Annotated in this window: 21 protein-coding genes; 2 read left to right on the top strand and 19 right to left on the bottom strand. The window is 52.3% G+C overall.

What is annotated here, in order from left to right; genetic code table 11:
* Positions 1–80: 80 nt before the first annotated feature.
* The 13 genes from prmA to gpr form a co-directional block, all read right to left on the bottom strand.
* Positions 81–1,064 (bottom strand): 50S ribosomal protein L11 methyltransferase, encoded by a 984-nt coding sequence (gene prmA, locus KXU80_RS27705; RefSeq protein WP_219836286.1) that lies wholly within the window; start codon positions 1,062–1,064, stop codon positions 81–83.
* Positions 1,065–1,210: 146 nt separating this feature from the next.
* Positions 1,211–1,405, bottom strand: coding sequence for a hypothetical protein (locus tag KXU80_RS27700; RefSeq protein ID WP_219836285.1), 195 nt, complete (start codon positions 1,403–1,405; stop codon positions 1,211–1,213).
* A gap of 12 nt (positions 1,406–1,417) precedes the next feature.
* Positions 1,418–1,603, bottom strand: coding sequence for a YfhD family protein (locus KXU80_RS27695; RefSeq protein ID WP_219836284.1), 186 nt, complete (start codon positions 1,601–1,603; stop codon positions 1,418–1,420).
* A gap of 82 nt (positions 1,604–1,685) precedes the next feature.
* Positions 1,686–2,822, bottom strand: coding sequence for a molecular chaperone DnaJ (gene dnaJ / locus KXU80_RS27690; protein ID WP_219836283.1), 1,137 nt, complete (start codon positions 2,820–2,822; stop codon positions 1,686–1,688).
* Between the two features lie 176 nt (positions 2,823–2,998).
* A complete protein-coding gene (gene dnaK, locus KXU80_RS27685) occupies positions 2,999–4,834 on the bottom strand; it encodes a molecular chaperone DnaK (protein ID WP_219836282.1) in 1,836 nt (611 codons plus the stop codon).
* 48 nt (positions 4,835–4,882) lie between these two features.
* On the bottom strand, positions 4,883–5,410 hold the full coding sequence (gene grpE, locus KXU80_RS27680; RefSeq protein WP_258171500.1) for a nucleotide exchange factor GrpE: 528 nt from the start codon (positions 5,408–5,410) through the stop codon (positions 4,883–4,885).
* Between the two features lie 82 nt (positions 5,411–5,492).
* Complete coding sequence (hrcA, locus tag KXU80_RS27675) at positions 5,493–6,518, bottom strand: heat-inducible transcriptional repressor HrcA (RefSeq protein WP_219836280.1); 1,026 nt, start codon at positions 6,516–6,518, stop codon at positions 5,493–5,495.
* A gap of 240 nt (positions 6,519–6,758) precedes the next feature.
* Positions 6,759–7,220, bottom strand: a complete 462-nt coding sequence (locus KXU80_RS27670) for an N-acetyltransferase (RefSeq protein ID WP_219836279.1) — start codon at positions 7,218–7,220, stop codon at positions 6,759–6,761.
* Positions 7,221–7,328: 108 nt separating this feature from the next.
* Positions 7,329–8,483, bottom strand: a complete 1,155-nt coding sequence (hemW, locus tag KXU80_RS27665; protein ID WP_219836278.1) for a radical SAM family heme chaperone HemW — start codon at positions 8,481–8,483, stop codon at positions 7,329–7,331.
* Positions 8,484–8,716: 233 nt separating this feature from the next.
* A complete protein-coding gene (lepA, locus tag KXU80_RS27660; RefSeq protein ID WP_219836277.1) occupies positions 8,717–10,534 on the bottom strand; it encodes a translation elongation factor 4 in 1,818 nt (605 codons plus the stop codon).
* 65 nt (positions 10,535–10,599) lie between these two features.
* Positions 10,600–11,031, bottom strand: coding sequence for a hypothetical protein (locus KXU80_RS27655; protein WP_219836276.1), 432 nt, complete (start codon positions 11,029–11,031; stop codon positions 10,600–10,602).
* A gap of 15 nt (positions 11,032–11,046) precedes the next feature.
* Positions 11,047–12,324 (bottom strand): stage II sporulation protein P, encoded by a 1,278-nt coding sequence (spoIIP, locus tag KXU80_RS27650; protein ID WP_219836275.1) that lies wholly within the window; start codon positions 12,322–12,324, stop codon positions 11,047–11,049.
* Between the two features lie 237 nt (positions 12,325–12,561).
* Entirely contained in the window at positions 12,562–13,566 is a 1,005-nt protein-coding gene (gpr, locus tag KXU80_RS27645) for a GPR endopeptidase (protein WP_219836274.1), read from the bottom strand.
* Positions 13,567–13,758: 192 nt separating this feature from the next.
* Here gpr and rpsT point away from each other — a divergent pair, with 192 nt between their 5' ends.
* The gene (gene rpsT, locus KXU80_RS27640) at positions 13,759–14,031 is read left to right on the top strand and encodes a 30S ribosomal protein S20 (RefSeq protein WP_219836273.1); all 273 of its coding nucleotides are present in this window, start codon (positions 13,759–13,761) and stop codon (positions 14,029–14,031) included.
* Positions 14,032–14,122: 91 nt separating this feature from the next.
* On the opposite strand, the gene holA is transcribed toward rpsT, so the two are convergent.
* The 4 genes from holA to KXU80_RS27620 all read right to left on the bottom strand — a co-directional run bounded on the left by holA (position 14,123) and on the right by KXU80_RS27620 (position 18,253).
* Entirely contained in the window at positions 14,123–15,145 is a 1,023-nt protein-coding gene (gene holA, locus KXU80_RS27635) for a DNA polymerase III subunit delta (RefSeq protein WP_219836272.1), read from the bottom strand.
* A gap of 248 nt (positions 15,146–15,393) precedes the next feature.
* Positions 15,394–16,500, bottom strand: a complete 1,107-nt coding sequence (locus KXU80_RS27630) for an anti-sigma factor family protein (protein WP_219836271.1) — start codon at positions 16,498–16,500, stop codon at positions 15,394–15,396.
* Positions 16,497–17,045: an RNA polymerase sigma factor gene (locus KXU80_RS27625; RefSeq protein ID WP_219836270.1), complete on the bottom strand. Its 549-nt coding sequence runs from the start codon at positions 17,043–17,045 to the stop codon at positions 16,497–16,499. Before KXU80_RS27625 ends, KXU80_RS27630 begins: the two co-directional genes overlap by 4 nt.
* A 248-nt stretch (positions 17,046–17,293) precedes the next feature.
* Positions 17,294–18,253, bottom strand: a complete 960-nt coding sequence (locus KXU80_RS27620; RefSeq protein ID WP_219836269.1) for a D-2-hydroxyacid dehydrogenase — start codon at positions 18,251–18,253, stop codon at positions 17,294–17,296.
* Positions 18,254–18,448: 195 nt separating this feature from the next.
* Here KXU80_RS27620 and KXU80_RS27615 point away from each other — a divergent pair, with 195 nt between their 5' ends.
* Positions 18,449–18,781 carry a hypothetical protein gene (locus KXU80_RS27615; RefSeq protein WP_219836268.1) on the top strand — a complete coding sequence of 111 codons (333 nt, stop codon included), beginning with the start codon at positions 18,449–18,451 and terminating at the stop codon, positions 18,779–18,781.
* A 94-nt stretch (positions 18,782–18,875) separates the two neighbouring features.
* Here KXU80_RS27615 and KXU80_RS27610 read toward each other — a convergent pair whose 3' ends face one another.
* Positions 18,876–19,283, bottom strand: a complete 408-nt coding sequence (locus KXU80_RS27610; protein WP_258171181.1) for a cupredoxin domain-containing protein — start codon at positions 19,281–19,283, stop codon at positions 18,876–18,878.
* 130 nt (positions 19,284–19,413) lie between these two features.
* The gene (locus KXU80_RS27605) at positions 19,414–20,826 is read right to left on the bottom strand and encodes an alpha/beta fold hydrolase (protein WP_219836267.1); all 1,413 of its coding nucleotides are present in this window, start codon (positions 20,824–20,826) and stop codon (positions 19,414–19,416) included.
* Positions 20,827–20,955: the final 129 nt, after the last annotated feature.

The following is a 20,955-nucleotide window of genomic DNA, read 5'->3' as shown; positions in this document are numbered from 1 at the left end:
TACTCCTTGAGATACATCAGTGCGAGCAGAAAACTCGCTTCGGAAGCATAGGCTTAGTTTTCTGCGATACGCACGCGCATTTACTCCGGTTTCTTGGCAACGAAGGCAATCCAATCCTGATCGCGCTGGCGGTCCAAAATCGTGAATCCGGCTGCTTGCAATCCAGCCGCAACGTCTTCTTCTTTGTTCTTGAAAATACCTGACGCGATATACGTGCCGCCTGGCTTCAGCGCAGCGTACACATCGTCCAAGAACAGCAGAATAATTTCGGCCAAAATGTTCGCCACGACGAGATCTACGGGAACGGTAACATTCAGCGGCACGGACGAGGTATCTGCCGTATCCTTTTTCAACACGCCGAGCAAATCGCTCAAGTACACTTGGATATCGCCTTCAAGACCATTCAGCCGGCTGTTCTCCTTCGCCGAGGTAACCGCAATAGGATCCAAATCGAGCGCAAGCACTTTGCGCGCACCGAGAAGCATCGCCCCGATCGCTAGAATACCGGAGCCTGTTCCAACGTCGATTACTTCCTCGCCGCCTTTGATGACGGATTCAAGCGTGCGAAGACAAAGCGCAGTCGTCGGATGCGTCCCTGTTCCAAACGCCATGCCGGGATCAAGCTCGATAATACGTTCATCCGGTGAAGGTGTGTACTCTTCCCAAGTCGGCTTGATCGTCAAACGCTCCGATACGCGAATCGGCTTAAAATATTGTTTCCATGCATTCGCCCAATCTTCCTCGTCTACCAGCGCTTTGGACAGCTTATAATCACCGGGATCGATATCGAATTCACGGAGCTGATCGATTCTAGCTGGCAAGCTCGCCATCAATGCATCAATATCCGTATCAAGCTCGGAGAAGTAGCCTTTAATGACGGCCTGGCCTTCCGGAATATCGTTAAGCGGATGCTCATACCATTGTCCGAGCGAGGTGTCACGCTGCTTGTTCAGCGTTCCTGATTCTTCAATGGATACGCCGTCCGCATCCAATTCATGCAAAAAGTTGGAAATCATCTCGATCGCTTCTTCCGTTGTCGAGATCGTCAATTCATGCCATTTCACGTTGTAAATCCCCCTGATCTTCTTAGTCAATCCTTCTTCATACGTAAACCTATGACGTCTATTCTACACCAGATGGCCCTTATGCACAAAAAAGCCGAATGCCCCGGGTCCCTCGCAAGACCCAAGTATTCGGCTTCCTTCGTCATTTATTGCTCTACGGTCCCGCCGGACTGGCGGATGACATGCATGGCGCGTTCCATCAGCTCTTCGCCGACCATAGCGGTAATCGAGATCCCGTCATGGCCTTCATCGACGTGCTCCACGCGAAGAAACTGAAGCTTATGCTGCGCTTCCCGGGCATGCCTGCTCTCCAGGAAGGTGGCAAAAATCGTTGCCGTCACGGCGCAACCTCCTTAAAGCAGGCGCTGTGCCTGTGCTTTGGCATTCGTTTGTACTCTCGCGTCAGCTTCTTCCGCCCGCTTCATTGCAATTCGATCCGCGTCGTCGGCATTTTCCTCGGAAAACTCGACGTCTTCATTTTTGCCGATTGGCAGGTTAGCAAAATTTTGCTTCTCCAGGTCTAGATCGCGGTTGCTCATCGTAACTCTCCTTCGCGTCTTGAATGAAATGAACACGAGGATTAGCATCGACTAACGTCCGCGACTTTATGCTGGAAGAAGTTTAGTCGCCGCGGAAAGCTTTCTTCATTTTCTCGAAAATCGACTCGTGGTGCTCATGCTGGACTTCTCCAGCACCGCCGCCTTCGACACCCGCGAATTGACGAAGCATTTCCTTCTGGTCCTCGCTCAAGTTCGTCGGCGTAACGACCGTCACCTTTACGTGCTGATCGCCTTGGCCGTAGCCCCGCAGCCGCGGAACGCCTTTGCCCTTGAGGCGGAAATACGTGCCGGTCTGCGTGCCCGCAGGGATTTTAAGCTTGACCTTCTCGCTCAGCGTCGGAATTTCAATCTCGTCGCCAAGTGCAGCTTGCGCGAACGTAAGCGGCACTTCGCAGTAGATATCGTCGTTCTCGCGCTCGAAGAAATCATGCGGCTTCACGCGCAGAACGATATAAAGATCGCCTGCCGGGCCGCCGCGCGTTCCGCTTTCGCCTTCGCCGGACAAACGGATTTGAGCGCCTTCGTCGACACCCGCAGGAATCTTAACGTTGATTTTGCGTTGTTTTTTCACTTTGCCTGCACCATGGCAGGTTGTGCATTTTTCTTTGATGATTTTACCGGAGCCGTTACAGTTCGAGCATGCGCGGCGGTTAACCATACGGCCGAACGGCGTGTTTTGAACGACTTCCTGCTGACCGCTGCCTCGGCAGACGGAGCATGTCTCCGGCTTGGTCCCCGGCTTAGCGCCGGACCCCGAGCAAGTATCGCAGTTTTCCGTACGCGGAATCGTGATTTCGGTTTCTTTGCCGAATACGGCTTCCTTAAACTCGATGGTCATCGTGTACTGCAGATCATTACCGCGCTGCGGTGCGTTCGGATCGCGCCGGCCGCCTCCGCCGCCGCCGAAGAACATGTCGAAGATATCGCCGAAGCCGCCGCCGAAATCGCCAGCACCGCCGCCGCCGAAGCCTTGGTTAGGGTCGACATGGCCGTACTGATCGTACGTCGCCCGCTTGCCGCCGTCGCTCAGCACGTCGTAGGCTTCCTTCACTTCTTTGAATTTGGATTCCGCGTCCGGTTCCTTGTTTACGTCCGGATGGTATTGGCGTGCCATCTTACGGTACGCTTTTTTGATTTCGTCGTCATTCGCGCTTTTCCCAACGCCAAGGACTTCATAATAATCCCGCTTATCTGCCAAAATCCGTCACCCCGTCTCCTGCTTCCGCTGATTTCTCTCTCCGGCTTTCGTGCCCATAGCAATGAAAGCAAACCGCCTCTTTCATTTCTACAAATCGAAAAACGGCTGCGCCGTCCGAAATTTTTACGGACGGCGCACCGTTTACGCGAAACCAACTTCCATCCTATTAATCCTGTTTATTTCTTATCGTCAACAACTTCATAGTCAGCGTCGACTACGTTGTCTTTGCCTTGCGGACCGCTGGCTTCAGGGCCTGCGCCTTCCGCGCCTTGTGCCGCTCCGGCTTGCTCATAGAGCTTAACGGACAGCTGCTGTACGATTTCAGTCAGCGCTTCGGCTGCCGCATTGATTTGCTCGAGGTCATCCGTTGCCAGTGCTGCCGTTACTTTCTCTTTGGCTTCATTCGCTTTCGCGATCTCGGAAGCATCTACTTTATCGCCTAGATCCTTGATCGTTTTGTCAACGGAGTACACCAGCTGGTCAGCGCTGTTCTTCGCTTCAACCAGTTCACGGCGCTTGCGGTCGTCCTCTGCATTCAGCTCGGCATCTTTCATCATACGATCGATTTCTTCATCCGACAAGCCGCTGGAAGAAGTTATCGTGATTTTATGGCTTTTGCCAGTGCCTTTGTCAAGTGCCGATACGTTAACGATACCATTGGCATCGATATCGAATGTAACTTCGATTTGCGGAACGCCGCGCGGTGCCAGCGGGATCTCACCAAGCGTGAAACGGCCCAGCGTTTTGTTGCCGGCAGCCATTTGGCGCTCGCCTTGCAGCACGTGAATTTCTACGCTTGGCTGGTTGTCCGCGTACGTGGAGTACACTTGGGATTTGCTCGTAGGAATCGTCGTATTGCGGTCGATCATTTTCGTAAATACGCCGCCTGCCGTTTCGATACCAAGGGACAATGGCGTTACGTCGAGCAATACAACGTCTTTTACGTCTCCTGTCAATACGCCCGCTTGAACAGCTGCACCAAGGGCAACCACTTCGTCCGGGTTAACGCCTTTATGCGGATCTTTACCGATCAGCTTCTTAACTGCGTCTTGTACGGCTGGGATACGCGTGGAACCGCCGACCAGCACCACTTTGTCGATATCGCTTGGGGACATACCGGCATCGCTAAGCGCTTGACGAGTCGGTCCGAGCGTACGTTCAACGAGCGCTGCAGACAGCTCCTCGAATTTCGCGCGAGTCAGGCTAAGCTCCAAATGTTGCGGAACGCCGTCTGCCATCGTAATGAACGGCAGGGAAATCGACGAAGTCAGCACGCCGGAAAGTTCTTTCTTCGCTTTCTCCGCTGCATCTTTCAAACGTTGTACAGCCGCTTTATCTTTGGAAAGGTCTACGCCTTGTTCTTTCTTGAATTCGGATACGAGGTAGTCGATGATCACTTGGTCGAAGTCGTCGCCGCCCAGACGGTTGTCACCGCTTGTCGCTTTAACTTCGAAGAAGCCGTCGCCGAGCTCAAGGATGGATACGTCGAACGTACCGCCGCCAAGATCGTATACGAGGATCGTTTGGTCTTCCGTTTTCTCCAGACCGTAAGCAAGCGCAGCCGCTGTAGGCTCGTTGACGATACGAAGCACTTCAAGACCCGCGATTTTACCGGCATCCTTCGTCGCTTGACGCTGGCTGTCGTTGAAGTATGCTGGAACCGTGATAACGGCTTGCGTTACCGTTTGGCCCAGGTAAGCTTCCGCGTCGGATTTCAATTTTTGCAGGATAATAGCGGAAATTTCTTGCGGCGAGAAGTCTTTGCCGTCGATGACTTCTTTATGGTTCGTGCCCATATGGCGTTTAATGGAGATGATGGTGCGGTCCGGGTTCGTGATGGCTTGACGCTTGGCGGATTCGCCGACGATGCGCTCGCCGTCTTTCTTGAAGCCGACAACGGACGGTGTCGTACGGTTGCCTTCCGGATTCGGGATAACGACGGCTTCGCCGCCCTCCATTACTGCTACGCAAGAGTTGGTTGTTCCAAGGTCGATACCGATTACTTTACTCATAAGTAGAAATCCTCCTTAATGGAATTAAATGATAGGGGATGCTGCATGTCAGCCGCTGACTTTAACCATTGCGGGACGCAGCACTTTATCTTTGAGCACATAGCCCTTCTGTACTTCCTCGACAACGATGCCTTCTTCGTGTTCCTCGGACTCCACCGTCATGATGGCTTGATGGAACTCCGGATTAAAGGATTGGCCTACGGCATCCATTGGTTTCAAGCCTTCGGCTTCAAGCACGCCTTCCAGCTGGCGGAAAATCATATCCACGCCTTTAGAGAACGACTCCACGTCGCCTCCTGTCTTGGCAGCTTCAATCGCGCGGCCAAAGTTGTCGACGACTGGCAGCAGCTGGCCGATCAGCTTCATCGAAGCATATTGGGCAAGCTCTTCCTTCTCCTTCATCGTGCGGCGGCGGAAATTATCGAAATCCGCTTGCGCGCGCAGATAACGCTGTTGATTCTCTTCAGCGTGCTTCTCCAGTTCGACGATTCGGCCGTCCTCAGCTGATTCGCCGCCGTTAACCGCCGCTGCTTCTTCAGTCCCTGTTTCTTGCGTTACTTCCGTTTCGCCGTCCACTTCATGTTTATGTTCCTCATCTGTATGCTGTTCATTCACAGACACGTGATCAGACACCTCCTGAAATAATCCAAACGCAATCTTACTTGTACCATCTGCCAAGAAGCACGGACATATCCTTCGACAACACATCCAGAAGACTGATCACTTTGCCGTAATCCATCCGGGTAGGACCTAGAATACCGATGGTGCCGAGCGACTTGCCTTCAATGGAATAGGTCGCCGTAATGAGACTGCAGTTGTTGATGGCTTCATGCGTATTTTCGGTTCCGATGCGGACGCCGATACCACTGGGCAGCGCATTGAACATCTGCATAATCGTCGGCGTTTCATCGAGCAAATCGAGCAGCGTCTTTACCTTATCGACATCCTTGAATTCCGGCTGCGTGAGCATATTCGTCGTACCGCTCATGAAGACGCGGTGATCGTTCTCGCTCTTCAGCGCATCGTTCAGAACACCGAGCAGCCGCTCGCATTGGTCCGCATAACGGCCAAGCTCCTGACCGACTTCCGAATAAAGCTTCGACTTGAGACGGGCAAACGGAACGCCAATCAGCTTGGCATTCAAGATTTGAACCGCCTGCAGCATTTCCTCCATATTCATGTCGTCCGGCAAGGAAATCGTCCGATTCTCCACGTGACCCGTATTCGTGACGATGATCGCCACGGCGGTGTCTTCGCTTAGCGGCACCAGCTGAAAATGCTTCAGCGATGTCGTGAACGTCTCCGGCCCAAGCACGATGCTCGTATAATTCGTCATATTCGACAGAATCATGGCCGCATGCTGGATGATTTGCTCCATCTGATTCATTTTCTCCGTGAAGAAGGAACGCACCGTCTGCATTTCATGTTCATTGATTTCGTTAAGTCTGACGAGATGATCGACATAATATCGGTAGCCCTTAATCGACGGAATCCGGCCTGCAGAGGTATGGGGCTGCTCCAAGAAGCCAAGCTCCTCGAGATCAGCCATTTCGTTGCGAATGGTCGCCGGACTAAAGCTGACGTCGCTTCGCTTCGAAATACTGCGTGAACCAATTGGCTCCGCCGAGCGGATATAATCGTCTATGATGACATTCAAAATCATTCGCTGCCGATCCGTTAACATCGCAGTCCCTCCCAAATAGTTACACCGAATTCATGCCGATCAAACGCATGCCAAATCGTTCATTTCGCTGTCGTTAGCACTCGATAGCGTTGAGTGCTAATCATTACTACAAAAATACCAAAACCGCTTAGCTATTGTCAAGTCGGTTCGGCATTTTAAGTATGGCTATTTCAAGAGCCGCATCAGCCCTGCCAATGGAAGCATTCGTACTAAAAAAAGAACCGGCTTGGCAAAGCCAAGTCAGTTCAGCATTTTAAGTACCGCTATTTCATCGCAGGCGTGCTGCTTCGGGCAGTTGACGCAATCCGTCCACACCTTTTCGGGGAAAATTTCCTTGTTGACGACCGTGAAGCCGTTCTTCTCGAAAAAGCGCACCTCGTACGTCAGCGCCATAATCTTCGGAATCTGCTGCTCACGCGCTTCATGGATCAATTGATCGACCAGCTTGCTGCCAATGCCGAGTCCCTTGTAGCTCTCGGAAATGCCAAGCGAGCGAATTTCGACCAGATCCGTGCCGAGTCTCGTCAGCGAACCGCAGCCGACGACTTCACTCCCGACTTCCGCGACGACGAATGTATCCATCTGACGTTTCAGCGTTTCGCGTGAACGCGGCAGCATAATTCCTCTCTCAGCGTATCCGGCAATCAACGCTGCCAGCGTATCGATATCGTTCTCGGTCGCTCTTCTGCATACCGCTTCCATTCGCGCTCGCCTCCAGTCTTCCCAATCAAATGCCAGAATCAATACGAATAAATATACAACACAGTGCATGACTACACAAGACCTAATTGTCCGTTAACCTAAGCAAGTCTAGCTGATAAACGCGCCGAACACTTCGTTGCCAAGCGGTATGCCTTTCTTTGACAATCGATAGCCGCCTCCATGTCCGGAAGTCGATTCGATCAATCCCTGCTTCAACAATTGCTGAAGCGCATCGCCGAAGATGCTCTCAAGTGTCCGACCTGCGAATTGCGCGGCAAAATCGTCGTTGTTTACGCCTTGAAGCATACGAAGTCCGACCATCATGAAGTCCTCCATCGCCTCTTCCTCAGGCACCGGATTCGTCTCCAGCCGCGGAAGCCGGCTTGCAGCAGCATCCAAATACGGCTGAATGCCTTTAATATTGACATGGCGTTCTCCGCGGGCGTAACCGTGCGCACCCGCCCCAAGACCGTAATACGGCTCATTGCGCCAATACGTAATGTTATGTCTGCTTTCGAAGCCCGGCTTGGCGAAGTTGCTGATCTCATAATGGTTGAAGCCTGCTCCCGTCAACTTCTCGATAAGCAGCATATACATCGCGAGCTCGTCCTCTTCTGGAGGCAGCGGCAGCTCGTTGCGTTCATATAAGGCGTGGAACAGCGTATTCTCCTCGACCTTCAGCCCATAGAGCGAATAATGCGGCAGATTCAGCGCAAGCGCCTTGGCCACGCTGTCCGAGAGCTGTTCGACGCGTTGACCTGGCAGGCCGAACATAAGGTCGATCGATAGATTATCAAACCCTGCCGTACGCGCATTCTCGATGCTGCGATACACGTCATCCACATTATGAATCCGTCCGATGCGCTCCAGCAGGCCGTTATCAAAGGACTGCACGCCGAAGCTGATCCGGTTGACACCGCCTGCCCGCATGGCAGTCAGCTTCTCAAGATCCGTCGTACCCGGATTCGCTTCCATCGTGAACTCCGCATCGGGATGAATAGGAAAATGCCGCTTCACGGAGGACAAAAACCGTTCCATCTGCGGCGGCGTCAATACGGTCGGCGTCCCTCCGCCAACGAAGACGGTGCGGATTTCTTCTGGCGGCAGCGCCTCGGTGGTCATGACCATCTCTCGCTCCAGCGCGTCCAGGTAGGCATCGACAGGCTGACCCTTCAGAACGTAAGAGGTGAAGTCGCAATAATGACACTTGTTCGTACAAAAAGGAATATGGATATAAAGCGCCCTAGGCGCGTGCGTTAACATCGTGTATAACCTCCAAGGTCTTGCCCGATTACAAATTAACGAAGGCAAAGTACGCCATTGCCTCCATTTCTTGCTTAAATAAAGAAAAGGGAGCGAGGATGCTCCCTTCAAAACTGCTGCGTTGAGATGGGCCGAAGGCCGGTAAGGAGATGAAGCAACGAAACAAAATCAAGAAATCAGAACTACAACAGCGAGCGGAATCCCTTACAGGCCGGAGGCCGTTCCTCCAACGCTTAATCCTCGTCGATTTTCAATACCGCCATGAACGCTTCCTGCGGCACCTCGACGCTGCCGACCTGCTTCATGCGCTTCTTGCCTTCCTTCTGCTTATCGAGCAGTTTACGTTTCCGGCTGATGTCGCCGCCGTAACATTTGGCAAGGACGTTCTTGCGCATCGCTTTAACCGTCTCGCGCGCGATAATCTTATTCCCGATGGATGCCTGAATAGGAACCTCAAACATCTGGCGCGGGATCAATTCCTTGAGCTTCTCGCAAATGATTTTGCCGCGGTGGTAGGCGCGGTCGCGGTGAACGATAACGGACAAGGCATCGACCTGCTCGTTGTTCAGCATGATGTCCATCTTCACCAGCTTCGATTGACGATAACCGGACACCTCGTAGTCGAAGGAAGCATAGCCCTTCGTGCTGGACTTCAACTGATCGAAGAAATCGTAAACGATCTCGGACAGCGGCATATCGTACGTAATGGTAACCCGGTTCGTATCCAAGTACTCCATATTCACGAACTCGCCGCGCTTATTCTGGCACAGCTCCATGATCGCGCCGACGTAATCGTTCGGCACGATGATCGCCGCCTTAACGAAAGGCTCTTCGACGTATTCGATTTTGCTGACGTCGGGATAGTTGGACGGGTTGTCGATCTCAATGACATCGCCGTTCGTCAACGTAACCCGGTATATAACGCTTGGCGCCGTCGTAATGAGCGGAATGTTAAATTCGCGTTCAATTCGCTCTTGAATGATTTCCATGTGCAGCAGGCCCAAGAAGCCGCAGCGATAGCCGAAGCCGAGCGCCGTGGAGGATTCCGCCTCGTAACGAAGCGAAGCATCGTTCAGTTCCAGCTTCTCCAGCGCATCGCGCAAATCATTGTAGTCCTGCGTTTCAATCGGATACAAACCGCAGAATACCATCGGGTTGATTTTGCGGTAGCCCGGCAGCGCTTCGAGCGCAGGCTTCTTCGCGTCCGTAATCGTATCACCGACGCGGGTATCCTTCACGTTCTTGATTCCTGCTACGACGAAGCCTACGTCGCCGACCGACAACTCGCCGACGATGCCCATCCGCGGCATGAATGCGCCCACTTCTATGACTTCGAATTCAGCGCCGGTCGCCATGAAGCGGATTTTCTTGCCGGCTTTGATATGGCCGTCGATGACGCGCACGTAAACGATAACGCCCTTGTACGGATCATAGTGGGAATCGAAAATGAGTGCCTTCAGCGGCTCGTCCGGGTCGCCTGTAGGCGCCGGAACCTTCGTGACGACCTGCTCCAAAATTTCTTTGATGCCGATGCCCGCTTTCGCGGAAGCGTGTACGGCATCGCTCGCGTCAAGGCCGATAACGTCCTCGATTTCCTGCTTAACCCGTTCCGGCTCAGCGCTTGGCAGATCGATTTTGTTCAGGACAGGAATGATCTCGAGATTGTTATCGAGCGCCAAGTATACGTTGGCAAGCGTCTGCGCTTCAATCCCCTGCGCGGCGTCAACGACAAGAAGAGCGCCTTCGCAAGCAGCCAGACTGCGCGAAACCTCGTATGTAAAGTCGACGTGTCCCGGTGTGTCGATCAGGTTCAAAATATATTCCTCGCCGTTGTCCGCCTTATAAGCTAGACGCACGGCCTGCAGCTTTATCGTAATGCCGCGTTCGCGTTCCAAGTCCATTTGGTCAAGCACTTGCTCCTGCATTTCGCGCGACGAAAGTGCGCCCGTAAATTCGAGAATCCGGTCGGCCAGCGTCGATTTCCCATGATCGATATGGGCAATGATGGAGAAGTTTCTAATTCGTGTTTGTCTTTCGCGTACGTCCGCCATGCTTAACCCCCAGAGGTACCTATATGCTAATCATCGTATCATTATATCAGTTTGAACAGGGGGCATCAATCCGTTACCTTCTCAAAAAGCGAAACCACCATGCGGATCCCCTTCGAGGAGATCGATTGCAGCACGCCTGCCGTACCGTCAGCCACCTGATTTACGGTGGATTCGCTACGTAATTCTGGAAGGCCGGGCAGCCGTTTGGCCAGCTCCTCCTGCAGCAGTCGTTCGTATTCGCGGCGGATCTCTTCTTCCGTCCGTCCATGCTGGGCATCCGCGACCGTGCGCTGCTGCAGTGCGGGAAGCAGCCTGTCATCTTCCGGCAGCAGCCCGGCCTGCCCTGCTTGCGGCTGCACGCCGCTGCTGATGCTGCCGCTTGGGTCTACGGGACCATAGATTCTCTCAATTCCGCTAGAAGCAATATCGATTCCAAACAGCACGATCAAAGCGACTGCTCCTCCGACTAGGGCGGTTTTCATCGTTTGGCGGCGCATGGCTCTTCTCCCCTTTTATTTCGTATTCGGTGCCGATACTTTCTCGGCCTTCCAGTAAATATCTGCAATCACTTTCGCCAGCACGTCGGCGGTGCGGTACGATTCTTTGAGCGTATTATCCTTGCCGCCGATTTCGATCAGCACGCTGTCGGGCGCAAGCGATTGATTGTATTCGCCGTTCCCGCTGGCCGTCGTTTTGCCCCAGATGCGGGATATGCCGGGATAGGATTTCTCGAGCTCGTCGTGGATTTCGCTTGCAAAGGCCTCGTTCTTCTTCCAATCGGGATTGGCTTGTCCGACGATGAACATGATTTTCGCGTAATCTTCGCCGCCGATTGTAACGGTCGTATTCTTCCGTTCTGACGAATCGCGGTGGATATCGAAGAAAAATTTCAATCCTTGATTGTCTGCCATCGCGTCGACGACCGTTTTCTTCGAATATTTATAGGATAGGAGCCAATTGTAATTTTTAATCGTCGATGGATAGTCCGTAGAAGATTGCAGCGCTCCGACGCCTAATTTATTCAGCTGCACGGATAAACGCTTGCCTACAAGCGATATGTTCTTTACCTTGGATTCCGGCGTTTTCCTCGAACTGAGTTCCGGGAACCATGATTCACGGATATGGGAGTGATAGATGAATACGACCTTCCGTCCGCTCGTCGAAGGCAAAGCAGGCCCGCCCTGATCATTCGCGGAAGGCTTGGGATCGTTGTCGCCCGAGTCATTAGGTGCGTCCGTATCTTCGGACGGCTCGTCCTCCGTTATTGCTCCTATATCGCCGGGGTCATGATCCGGACGGTCGGAATCGGAAACGTTGTCTGCCGTTTCATGACCGTTATCCGGCAGCGGTTCTTGATCCTCGGGTTCAACCAGCGCATCCGTGCCAGAGCCAGGGCGGATCAGCGTGAACGTATCGCTGTACAAGCCGGCGTACTGGCTAGCCAACAGGCTTTTGGGATCATCAGGATTTATATCCGTTAGCAGCCGAATCAGAAAGCTGCTGATTTGCCGGCCCGTAATCGACGATTTGGTATCGGCTTTGGCCGTGCCGGGCATTTCCATAGCCAGCATGTCGGAGAACAACCCGCCGGAAACCGAAGCGGCGAAGCCTTTCATCGTTGACATCGGGGACGTCGATGCCTTCTGCTGCACGATAACGCCGATGCCAACCACAAGGACAAGGACCATAGATCCTAAGGACAACAAGGCGAAGGTGCGGCCGGTAACGAGCAGCTGTCTCAGCCGAATGCTGCTTCTGCCGATATTCAAGGTTATGAACGTTCGTTTCATTCGCTTGGTTCCTCCCAGCTTCAGAATGCGCAGGTTCCATATTCGCTCACCAGGCTAATATCAATTTATGAAGACAACCCGTTTCATAGAACCGAAAGTTTACTAGAATGATGAGCTGCTGCATAATTGCTAGATTCATAGAGAGCGAAGATAACTTCGTTCCAGTCCAAGCCTCACTCCTCGCACGCAAAAAAGCCCGGACTGCTTAAAGCGGACCGGGCTTGCCCTTGCCAGCTGCTAGTGGGTGTAAGCAGCGACGTTGCTCTTGTCAACAGCCTCGTGCAGCGCAGCATTGAGCCCGCTTGCCACGATATTGGCGATGTCTTCAATAAATTGATCGATTTCCTTCGGTGTAACCAGCAGATCATGTCCGAGCGGGCCAAGCGCTTCGCGAACCAGCTGCAGCCGCTCATTCTCGTCAATCGCATCCAGCAGGCCCATAAAGTTGTCCGCCTGATTAGCATGCTTTCTCAGATGCTCACGCATTAAATCAATGCTGTTGCTGACGATGGTGGAAGCATACAGCACAGTAGGCACGCCGATGGCGATGACGGGCACACCAAGGATTTCCTTAGTCAAGCCGCGCCGTTTGTTACCGATTCCCGAACCGGGATGAATACCGGTATCCGCGATTTGAATCGTCGTATTGACCCGCTCCAGCGCCTTGGAAGCCAGCGCATCGATGGCGATTATAAGCTCGGGCTTCGAACGGTCCACGATGCCCTGTACGATATCGCTGGATTCGATGCCGGTAATGCCAAGAACGCCTGGTGCGACCGCGCTTACATTCCGGTAGCCCGGCGCGACTTCATTTGGCATCAGTTCAAAGAAATGCCGGGTCACGAGCGCGTTCTCAACAACGATTGGTCCCAGCGCATCGGGGGTAACGTTCCAGTTGCCAAGCCCGACGATTAATACATTGGCTGTCTTGCTGATGCCGACTCGGTCCAAGAATGCCGCGAACTCCTGTGCCAGCTTTGTAGCGACGCGATCCTGCAGGCCGGTATCCTGCTTGCGAAGCTCCGGAACTTCAAACGTTACATAATGCCCCATCATCTTGCCCATGATGTTGGAGCCTTCCTCAGTCGTCACCTCTAACCGTGTAATCGTAATACCGCCATCCTCCGTCACCTCGGACAGCACGCCGGGAATTGGGCCTTTCCCTGCCGATTCCGCGAGTTCTTTCGCTTCAAGCGCCAAATCTATTCCTACGTTAAAGCGCTGCAGATCCAGTTCAGTCATCTTATAAGGGCACTCCTTCCATTGTCGTATGGCAGTAGTTTGCGGAAGCGCTGTGCGATTTATGCGGCTCTGTACGCGGAATACATAGAATTGAAGGTGGAAGCGCTATTGCTTTTTGTCATTGCCCATGGTACACTGTGTCAAGTTGTGTTTGTTACAAAGGGTTTTCCCTTTTTACAGGAGGTGAATGCAATGCCAAACATTAAATCCGCAGTCAAACGCGTTAAGACAATCGAGAAACGCCGCGCTTTGAACGCTTCGCAAAAATCAGCTCTCCGCACGGCCGTTAAAGCTGCTGACCAAGCTGTAGTTGCTACTGATGTCGCTGCTGCCAAAGCAGCTTTGATCAACGCAACGAAGAAGCTGGATAAAGCTGCAACTAAAGGCCTGATTCATAAAAATGCAGCTGCTCGTAAAAAGTCGCGTCTGGCTAAAAAGCTGAACGCACTTAGCGCTCAAGCCTAAACCAAACAAACGAAAGTCCTGCTCTCTCGCTTCGGCGAAAGGCAGGACTTTTTTAATGCATTTATCAAGCGCCAGGCGCTTCCACAGCACGTCAGGCTGCCAGCGACAGCAGGAACAGTTCAAGACCCAGCGTCTTATCGACGCGTCCCGTCTTCATGCCGTAATCCAGCTCTGCGAGCTTGCTCAGATGCTTCCCGAGCGTCTGTGCGGAGAATCGCTTCGCCTTCTCTGCAGCCAGCTTAACGGCATAAGGATGCAGCCCCAGCTGTCCAGCCATCTGCTGCGGGGAGTAGTTATGCTGCTCCAGCTCCTTCACCTGCAGCATGATGCGGAACTGTCTCGCGATCAGAGCCGCGATCTTGATCGGCTCTTCGCGGCGAAGCAGGAGCTCAGCATACAACTTGAGCGCCTTCTCCACATGCAGGGACGCCATAGCGTCAATAAGCGCGAACACGTCCTCTTCGACCGTCGAAGCAATCAGATGCTCCACGTCCTCATTCGATATCGTGCCGCCGCTGCCGGCATGCAGGCAGAGCTTATCTACCTCATGCGCAAGATGCTGCATACTCGTCCCCGTCCTTGCTAGAAGCAGCTGCGCCGCCTCGCGGCCCATCGTTCTGCCTTGCTCTTCCGCCCGCTTGACCGTCCACTGCAGCAGCTCGTTCTCCTGAAGCTCTTGGAACGCAATCAGCGCATCCTGCTCCTTCAGCCATTTCACAACCTTTCGGCGCTCATCCAGCTTCTCAGCCATCACCTGGAAGACGACGACACTGCTCTCGCAAGGCTGCTTCAAATAGGCGAGGAGCGAATCCGTCCCGTGCTCAAGCTTGCCTTCCTTCCCCTGAGCGGCAGCCAGTACGGAAGCATCCCGAATGAGCACCAGCTTGCGCGAAGCGAAGAACGGCAGCGTATCCGCTTCGGCGACCGCTTCCTCGATCGGCGTCTCGGCCGTATCGAACTTCACGATACCAAGCTCACGCTCTTCCGGCGGCAGCAGCTTGTCCGTCAAGGCGTCGATGAATTGGCGCATTCGGTAGCGATCCTTCCCGTACAGCACATAGACCGGCCTGAACTGTCCCGCCTTCCATTCCTTTGCGGCGTCTTTGATTTCCACCCGTAAATCCCCCTTTGAACCGTCATTCCTACGATAGCGTCATTCCGCAGAAAACGCAACAAAGGGATGAAGCGGCTTGCACTTCATCCCTTTGTCCCCGAACATCTATATAAACATTCGCCAGCGATCGGTCCATGGTACCGGCTGCGAATGGTCATACGACGTCAAGGCTGCTCTCGAACGTCCCATGACTTCTTCTACCCTACACCATACGCGGCTGTCACGTCATGTGTGCATGGGCAAAATCATTATTTGATAGATTGTACTTGTTCCTGCTCTGTCGCCGCATTGGGGTCGACGACGTACGTATGCTTCGAACCGTCAGCCGAAACAGCCTCGTATGTCAACGATGTGCTGTCCGCCGCCCATTTCAGGTTCGAAATGCCGGTTCGTGTGACGCTTTGAAAGATCATCAAGCTATCGCTGACCGTGTAGATTTTCACCGAATTGTCAACGATAAACGCCTGAAACTTATTGTCGACCGAAATTGGCGAAGCCATGACGGCTGAAGACGTGAAGGCTTGCTCCTTATCGGACTCCGTACCGTGCTTATCCGTACTCGCGGCTGTCCCACCCGCTGCTTTCGTGCTGTTTCCAGCCGAGTCTGCCGCAGGCGACAAATTGCTGTCCGTGGAAACTTCATAATTCGGCGTATTCGCGCTTCCTTCAACCTCAGTACGCGCCACGTCACCATTCGATAATGGCGGCATCGTCTCGCCGTTCGGATCTACATTCCGTGCCGCGCCCTTTTTCGATACGACGGTATCCGGCTCAACCTTGTTGTTCGCTGCCCCTTGAGCCGCCGGTACCTCATCAGCCGCTGCTGCCCGATCCGACCCGTCCGTCATCTTAGACGTATTGGCATCGGCAGAATCGTCCGTGGATGCCGAACTGTTGGAAGCAGCTGAGTCAGCAACCGAAATCCCGCTGTCATTGTCGATAAGCGAATAGTTCGACTGATGGCTGAGGAAAAACATCCCCACCATCACGCCGGCCGCTACGACACCGCCCAACGCGGATACGGGGAGCCATTTCTTCCAACGGTTCTTCGCCGGTGCTGTCTGTCCTGCAGGAGACACAGGTTCACCTGCAATAACGATGTGAGGCACATGGCCTGGAAGATCGGCCGTTGTTTGAAGCTCGGCCAATCGAGGCAGTATCGCATCAACTAAGCTATAGCTTGGCGTTACCTTCGGTAAGCTTTCCAGTCCTGAAGAAAGCAGCTTGAGCCGCTCGAACATGGCCGCGCATTCGGAGCATTGCCGTGTATGAGTCATCAAGATTTCGGTTTCCTGTTCATCAAGGTCCCCGTCAAGCTGCCTTTGCATATAGTCCATCACCTCTTGACAATTCATCCTCGGACACCCCCTCTCTGATAATCATGCAGATAAGTTTGCAGCTGCTGTCTCGCCCGGAATAAGTAAGATTTGACCGTGTTCAGCGGAAGGTCTAGCGATTCCGCGATTTCATTATACGAGAAATCCTGCAGGTATCTCAGTACGACGACGGCCCTGTGATGCTCGGGGAGCTTGTCGATCGCTTGGCGGATATCCTGAGACGCATAAGAGGACAGAACTTCCTCTTCTACGGAATGGGTGTCCTGAAACACCAAGTCATGCTCGTCAATGGAGACCGTAGGCTTGTTCCGGCGGAATTTATCGATACATATATTCGTAACGATCCGCTGGACCCACGTTTTAAACTGCGCTTTTTCCTCATACGTGCCGATTTTGGTATAAATGCGAATAAGTGCTTCTTGAGCAGCGTCCATCGCATCCTGCTCATTATTTACAATATAATAAGCTGTCCGATAAACGTGATTCTCAATCTCACGCAATAGAGAAATAAGAGCTTCGCCATCGCCGGCTTGCGCGGCTTTGATAAGGCCTGGCTCTACCACGGAGGATCCCCCCTCTTGCAACCTTACAGACGCGTAAGGTCCGTATAATGTTGCACAACGTTTCAATTAATCTTTATAGAAAATTTATGCAATTTCTTTTCAATCCATTTACATAGACCACATCAAAAGAATAGCAGAAAACAAAAGAACCGTACACCCTGCCAGCGTTTTTCCAGCAGTTGTACGGCACTCGAATCATTTGCTGCTAATGCTTTTTCATTAGCAAAGCTATTGCTGCGAACAGCGATTCAATATTGCGATCGATAATCGACAATATTCCGTCCTGGCGTACCGTTCTGACGATAATGCGCCAAATTATCCAATACAATTTCAAGCGCGCGCTCGAAATAATACGCCGTATTGCCGGATTCGTGCGGCGTAATCATCACGTTATCCAGCTGCCAAAGCGGATGATCGGCAGGCAGCGGCTCTTGTTCGAATACATCCAGGCCAGCGCCGGCGATGCTGCCGCTCTGAAGCGCGTCCACCAGCGCGCTCGTATCCGTCGTCCCTCCGCGGCCAATGTTGATATAATACGCGGACGGCTTCATAGCTTCGAACTGCTCGCGACCCAGCAAATGCTTCGTCTCATGTGTCAGCGGCAGGCAGTTAACGACATAATCGCTCTGCGCGAGCACTTCGCCAAGCTCGTTAACCGAATACATGCGATCGACCCATTCCGCAGCCTCTCCCGACTTACGGATTCCAAGCACATTCATGCCGAACGCTTTCGCAATTTTGGCTGTTTCCAGTCCGATCGCTCCTACGCCTATTATCGAGATGGTTTTGTTATGCGCTTCTCCCAGCCGTTCATTCGGCTTCCACGCGCTTGACTGCTGATTCCTGACGGCAGTATGAACACCTCGGGTCAGGGAGAGCAGCATTGCGAATATGGTTTCGGAAATCGGGGAAGGGTGCACGCCGGATGCATTCGTCAAGACGACGCCAAGCGCCGCAATTCGGTCAAGCGGTATATGATCAACACCCGCTCCCAAATTCTGCAGCCATTTCAATGCCGGCCCGTCAGTATATAAAATCTTCTTCACGTCGCGGTTCCAGCCGAGAATGATCTCCGCAGCGATAAGCCGCTCCCTTGCTTCCTCGGGTTCCATGCCCGAAACATCCGTATAGGAAGCGCCCGGCAGTGCGTCTTGAATAGCTTTGACCTGTTCTTGATTGAAAGCATGAACGGAAACAATCGTACGCATACTGCACAGTTCCCCCTTCCATTAATGCCTCAAACAATACCATCAGACCACAGATGTGTCAAACCTGGCGCTTTGGGGTACAACTTCAAATAGAAGAGTCATGCAGCTTACTGGTCCGGTTGAATTTCGGCTTGAATTCAGAATAAATCCGAGTATAATGCTAGGTATATAATCAGCGGCGGAGGGGTCTTCACCATGACATTAGCTCAAGATCAATGGCGCAAACGAAGAGTCGATGACTACCTGGATTTATATAATTACGCATTGGCGCTTGGCGATACAACATGGCAGGCTGAAATTGTAGAAGCGCTGAACCGGACAGATGAAGCTTATGCCGAGGATGTGCGCGAAGCAACGAAGGAGCAGCTCTGGCGGGAATTCAACGACATCAATAATAAAATGATGGATTTATTCGCGCTGATGAAGAAAAGCACCAGTAATGAGGAAGAAACGACGATCAGGGAGATCATCTGGAAGCTGAAGCTTCAGCGTATCCATTTGGCCAAGCAAATCAAAGAAATATGCTGAATGCTGCATGTAGACATAAAACAAGGAGCTGTCCGATTCCGGACAGCTCCTTGTTTCGTAATAAACCAGGTATTTCAGGTCATACTCAACTGCTTTAATCGACAATTAATTTGCCGACCATATTGGCATGGCCCGATCCGCAAACGATCGAGCAATGATAAGGATGTTCACCCGTTTTATCCGCCGTAAAAGTAGCGGTACCGTTATTTTCCTTAATATCCACGTTGTAGTCAGGTATTGCGAACCCATGGAACCCTGCTTCGTCCACAAGTTTAATGGTGACCTTATCACCCTTCTTCACATGAATCTCCGTTTGGTCGAATTTGAAGTTGGTTGCCTTGACCGTAATGGCCTGCCCTCCGCCCGAGCCGGCATTATTCGTTGAGCCTGTATTCGTGTTCGTGTTGTTCGAATTCGCTGACTTCCCGCATCCCGAAGCAGCAAGCGCAGCCGAGCACAGCAGCAGCGATCCGATCATCCCCATACGTATTTTCCCGTTCAAAATAAATCGCCCCTTTTCAAAGCTCTTCTATAGGACCATTGAGATCTCTGATAATCAGGATGCCCTTTGAGACGCCTTGGAATTCATTGCTGCTGTTCAGGTGCAGTGCGAAGTAAGCGATTCAATAAATTCACGCCTTCGAATTTGAATCCCATGATGCGCACCAATTCGATAGCCGCACAAGCAGATCTTCCATCTCACGCTTGCAGTCCGCAAACCACGGATCATTGATACCGGAATTTAATCCTGCGGTGCCGATTGTCTGGAGCAGCTCCTGCGCCGAGGCATATTTCCCCGCACTGTCTTCGGAGTGGGATAGGCTCTTGACTGCTGCCAGATAGGCTTGCAAATCGCATTCGATCTTCGCATCCAGAAAGATCTGTCCATGGCTGGATTGAAGAAGCGAAGCTCCAGTGGGCAGCAGCAGCAGCTTCTTCAAATGACCCAAATACACTTTTACGTTATTTAATGCAATGCTGCGCGGCAGCAGGGGAAACAGGCATTCGCACAGCTCTTCCCTTGTACATGAAGGATGCATCGCCAAATAGGCGATAATATTTTTCGCATAACGTTTGTTCCAGCCCTCCGTGACTGGGATGCCGTTGATATGAACCTGGAAGGTATGAAGCAGTGATAGCTTCAGAACATGCTGCTGCGGATATGATAGCGTTTCCAGTGCAGGCAGCAAGCTCGTCTGTACAAGCGACGGCAAGTAGCTGGTCATACTGGATTTGGGCTTAGGTACCTGGGTTTGTTTGGCATCGGCCGCTTTGCGAATAAAGTCCCTCATCCACTGCGCCGACAGCTGCGGCTGATCGATAAATACCGCATTCGCCGAATTAGGCACGATGAGGAAGCTCCCCATCTTAAAATAACTCGTCGTAATGGATTGAAGCATTGGCAAGTATAATTGATCCCGCTCGCCTGCCAGCAGCAATACGGGACATTCCAGACTCCGTGCTTCCTCTATGGGCCGATCGAGCATTTGAAGCGTAAACAATTTATTATAAGCGCGCTCATCCATTTCATCGTAGGATTGCTTGATAGACTTCACTCTCTCGTCATCCTCGCCTAATAGCGTCAAGTACGGAAGAACTTCGCGGTGAATGACTTCTTGAAAACCGAACCGCTTAATGGCATTCTGATATTCGTCCACGATTTGATTCCACTCAGTCGAGGGATAGAACACAACGATCGAGATCAATATGAGCGATTTGACGAGCTGACTATTCCGGCCGGCAAACGCAATGCCGAGAGATCCTCCGAATGCATGGCTGATGATATGGATAGACGTTAAGCCAAGCTGCGTCGTAACTGCCGATAACTCCTCGCAGAGCAGATCCCAACTTATTGACTCTTCGCTGCCAGCTTTCAAATCGATTAACAGCAGATGATATTCTCGGTTCAAGTCTGCAGTCAAGCTTCCCCAATGCGAGCTATTTAGACCGTTTCCATGCAGCAGCATAATGGTTTCGGCAGCATGAGCGTCCGACCGCATAAATTGATAGTGTATAGTTGTCCGCTGTTCATCGAAAACTGACAAAGTAATACATGCCCCCTGGTGATAAACTACATTCTTGTTAGGCCATTATATCAAAGTCTATCATAGCCTGAAAGCAGTTAAAGGGGCATATTCCCTTGAAAATTCTTATTTAATAGCATGATTATTCAT

The organism is Paenibacillus sp. R14(2021) (assembly GCF_019431355.1).
GTDB lineage: Bacteria > Bacillota > Bacilli > Paenibacillales > Paenibacillaceae > Paenibacillus_Z.
The sequence above is the reverse complement of the archived record's forward strand: the minus strand, read 5'-3'. Positions and strand labels throughout refer to the sequence as shown.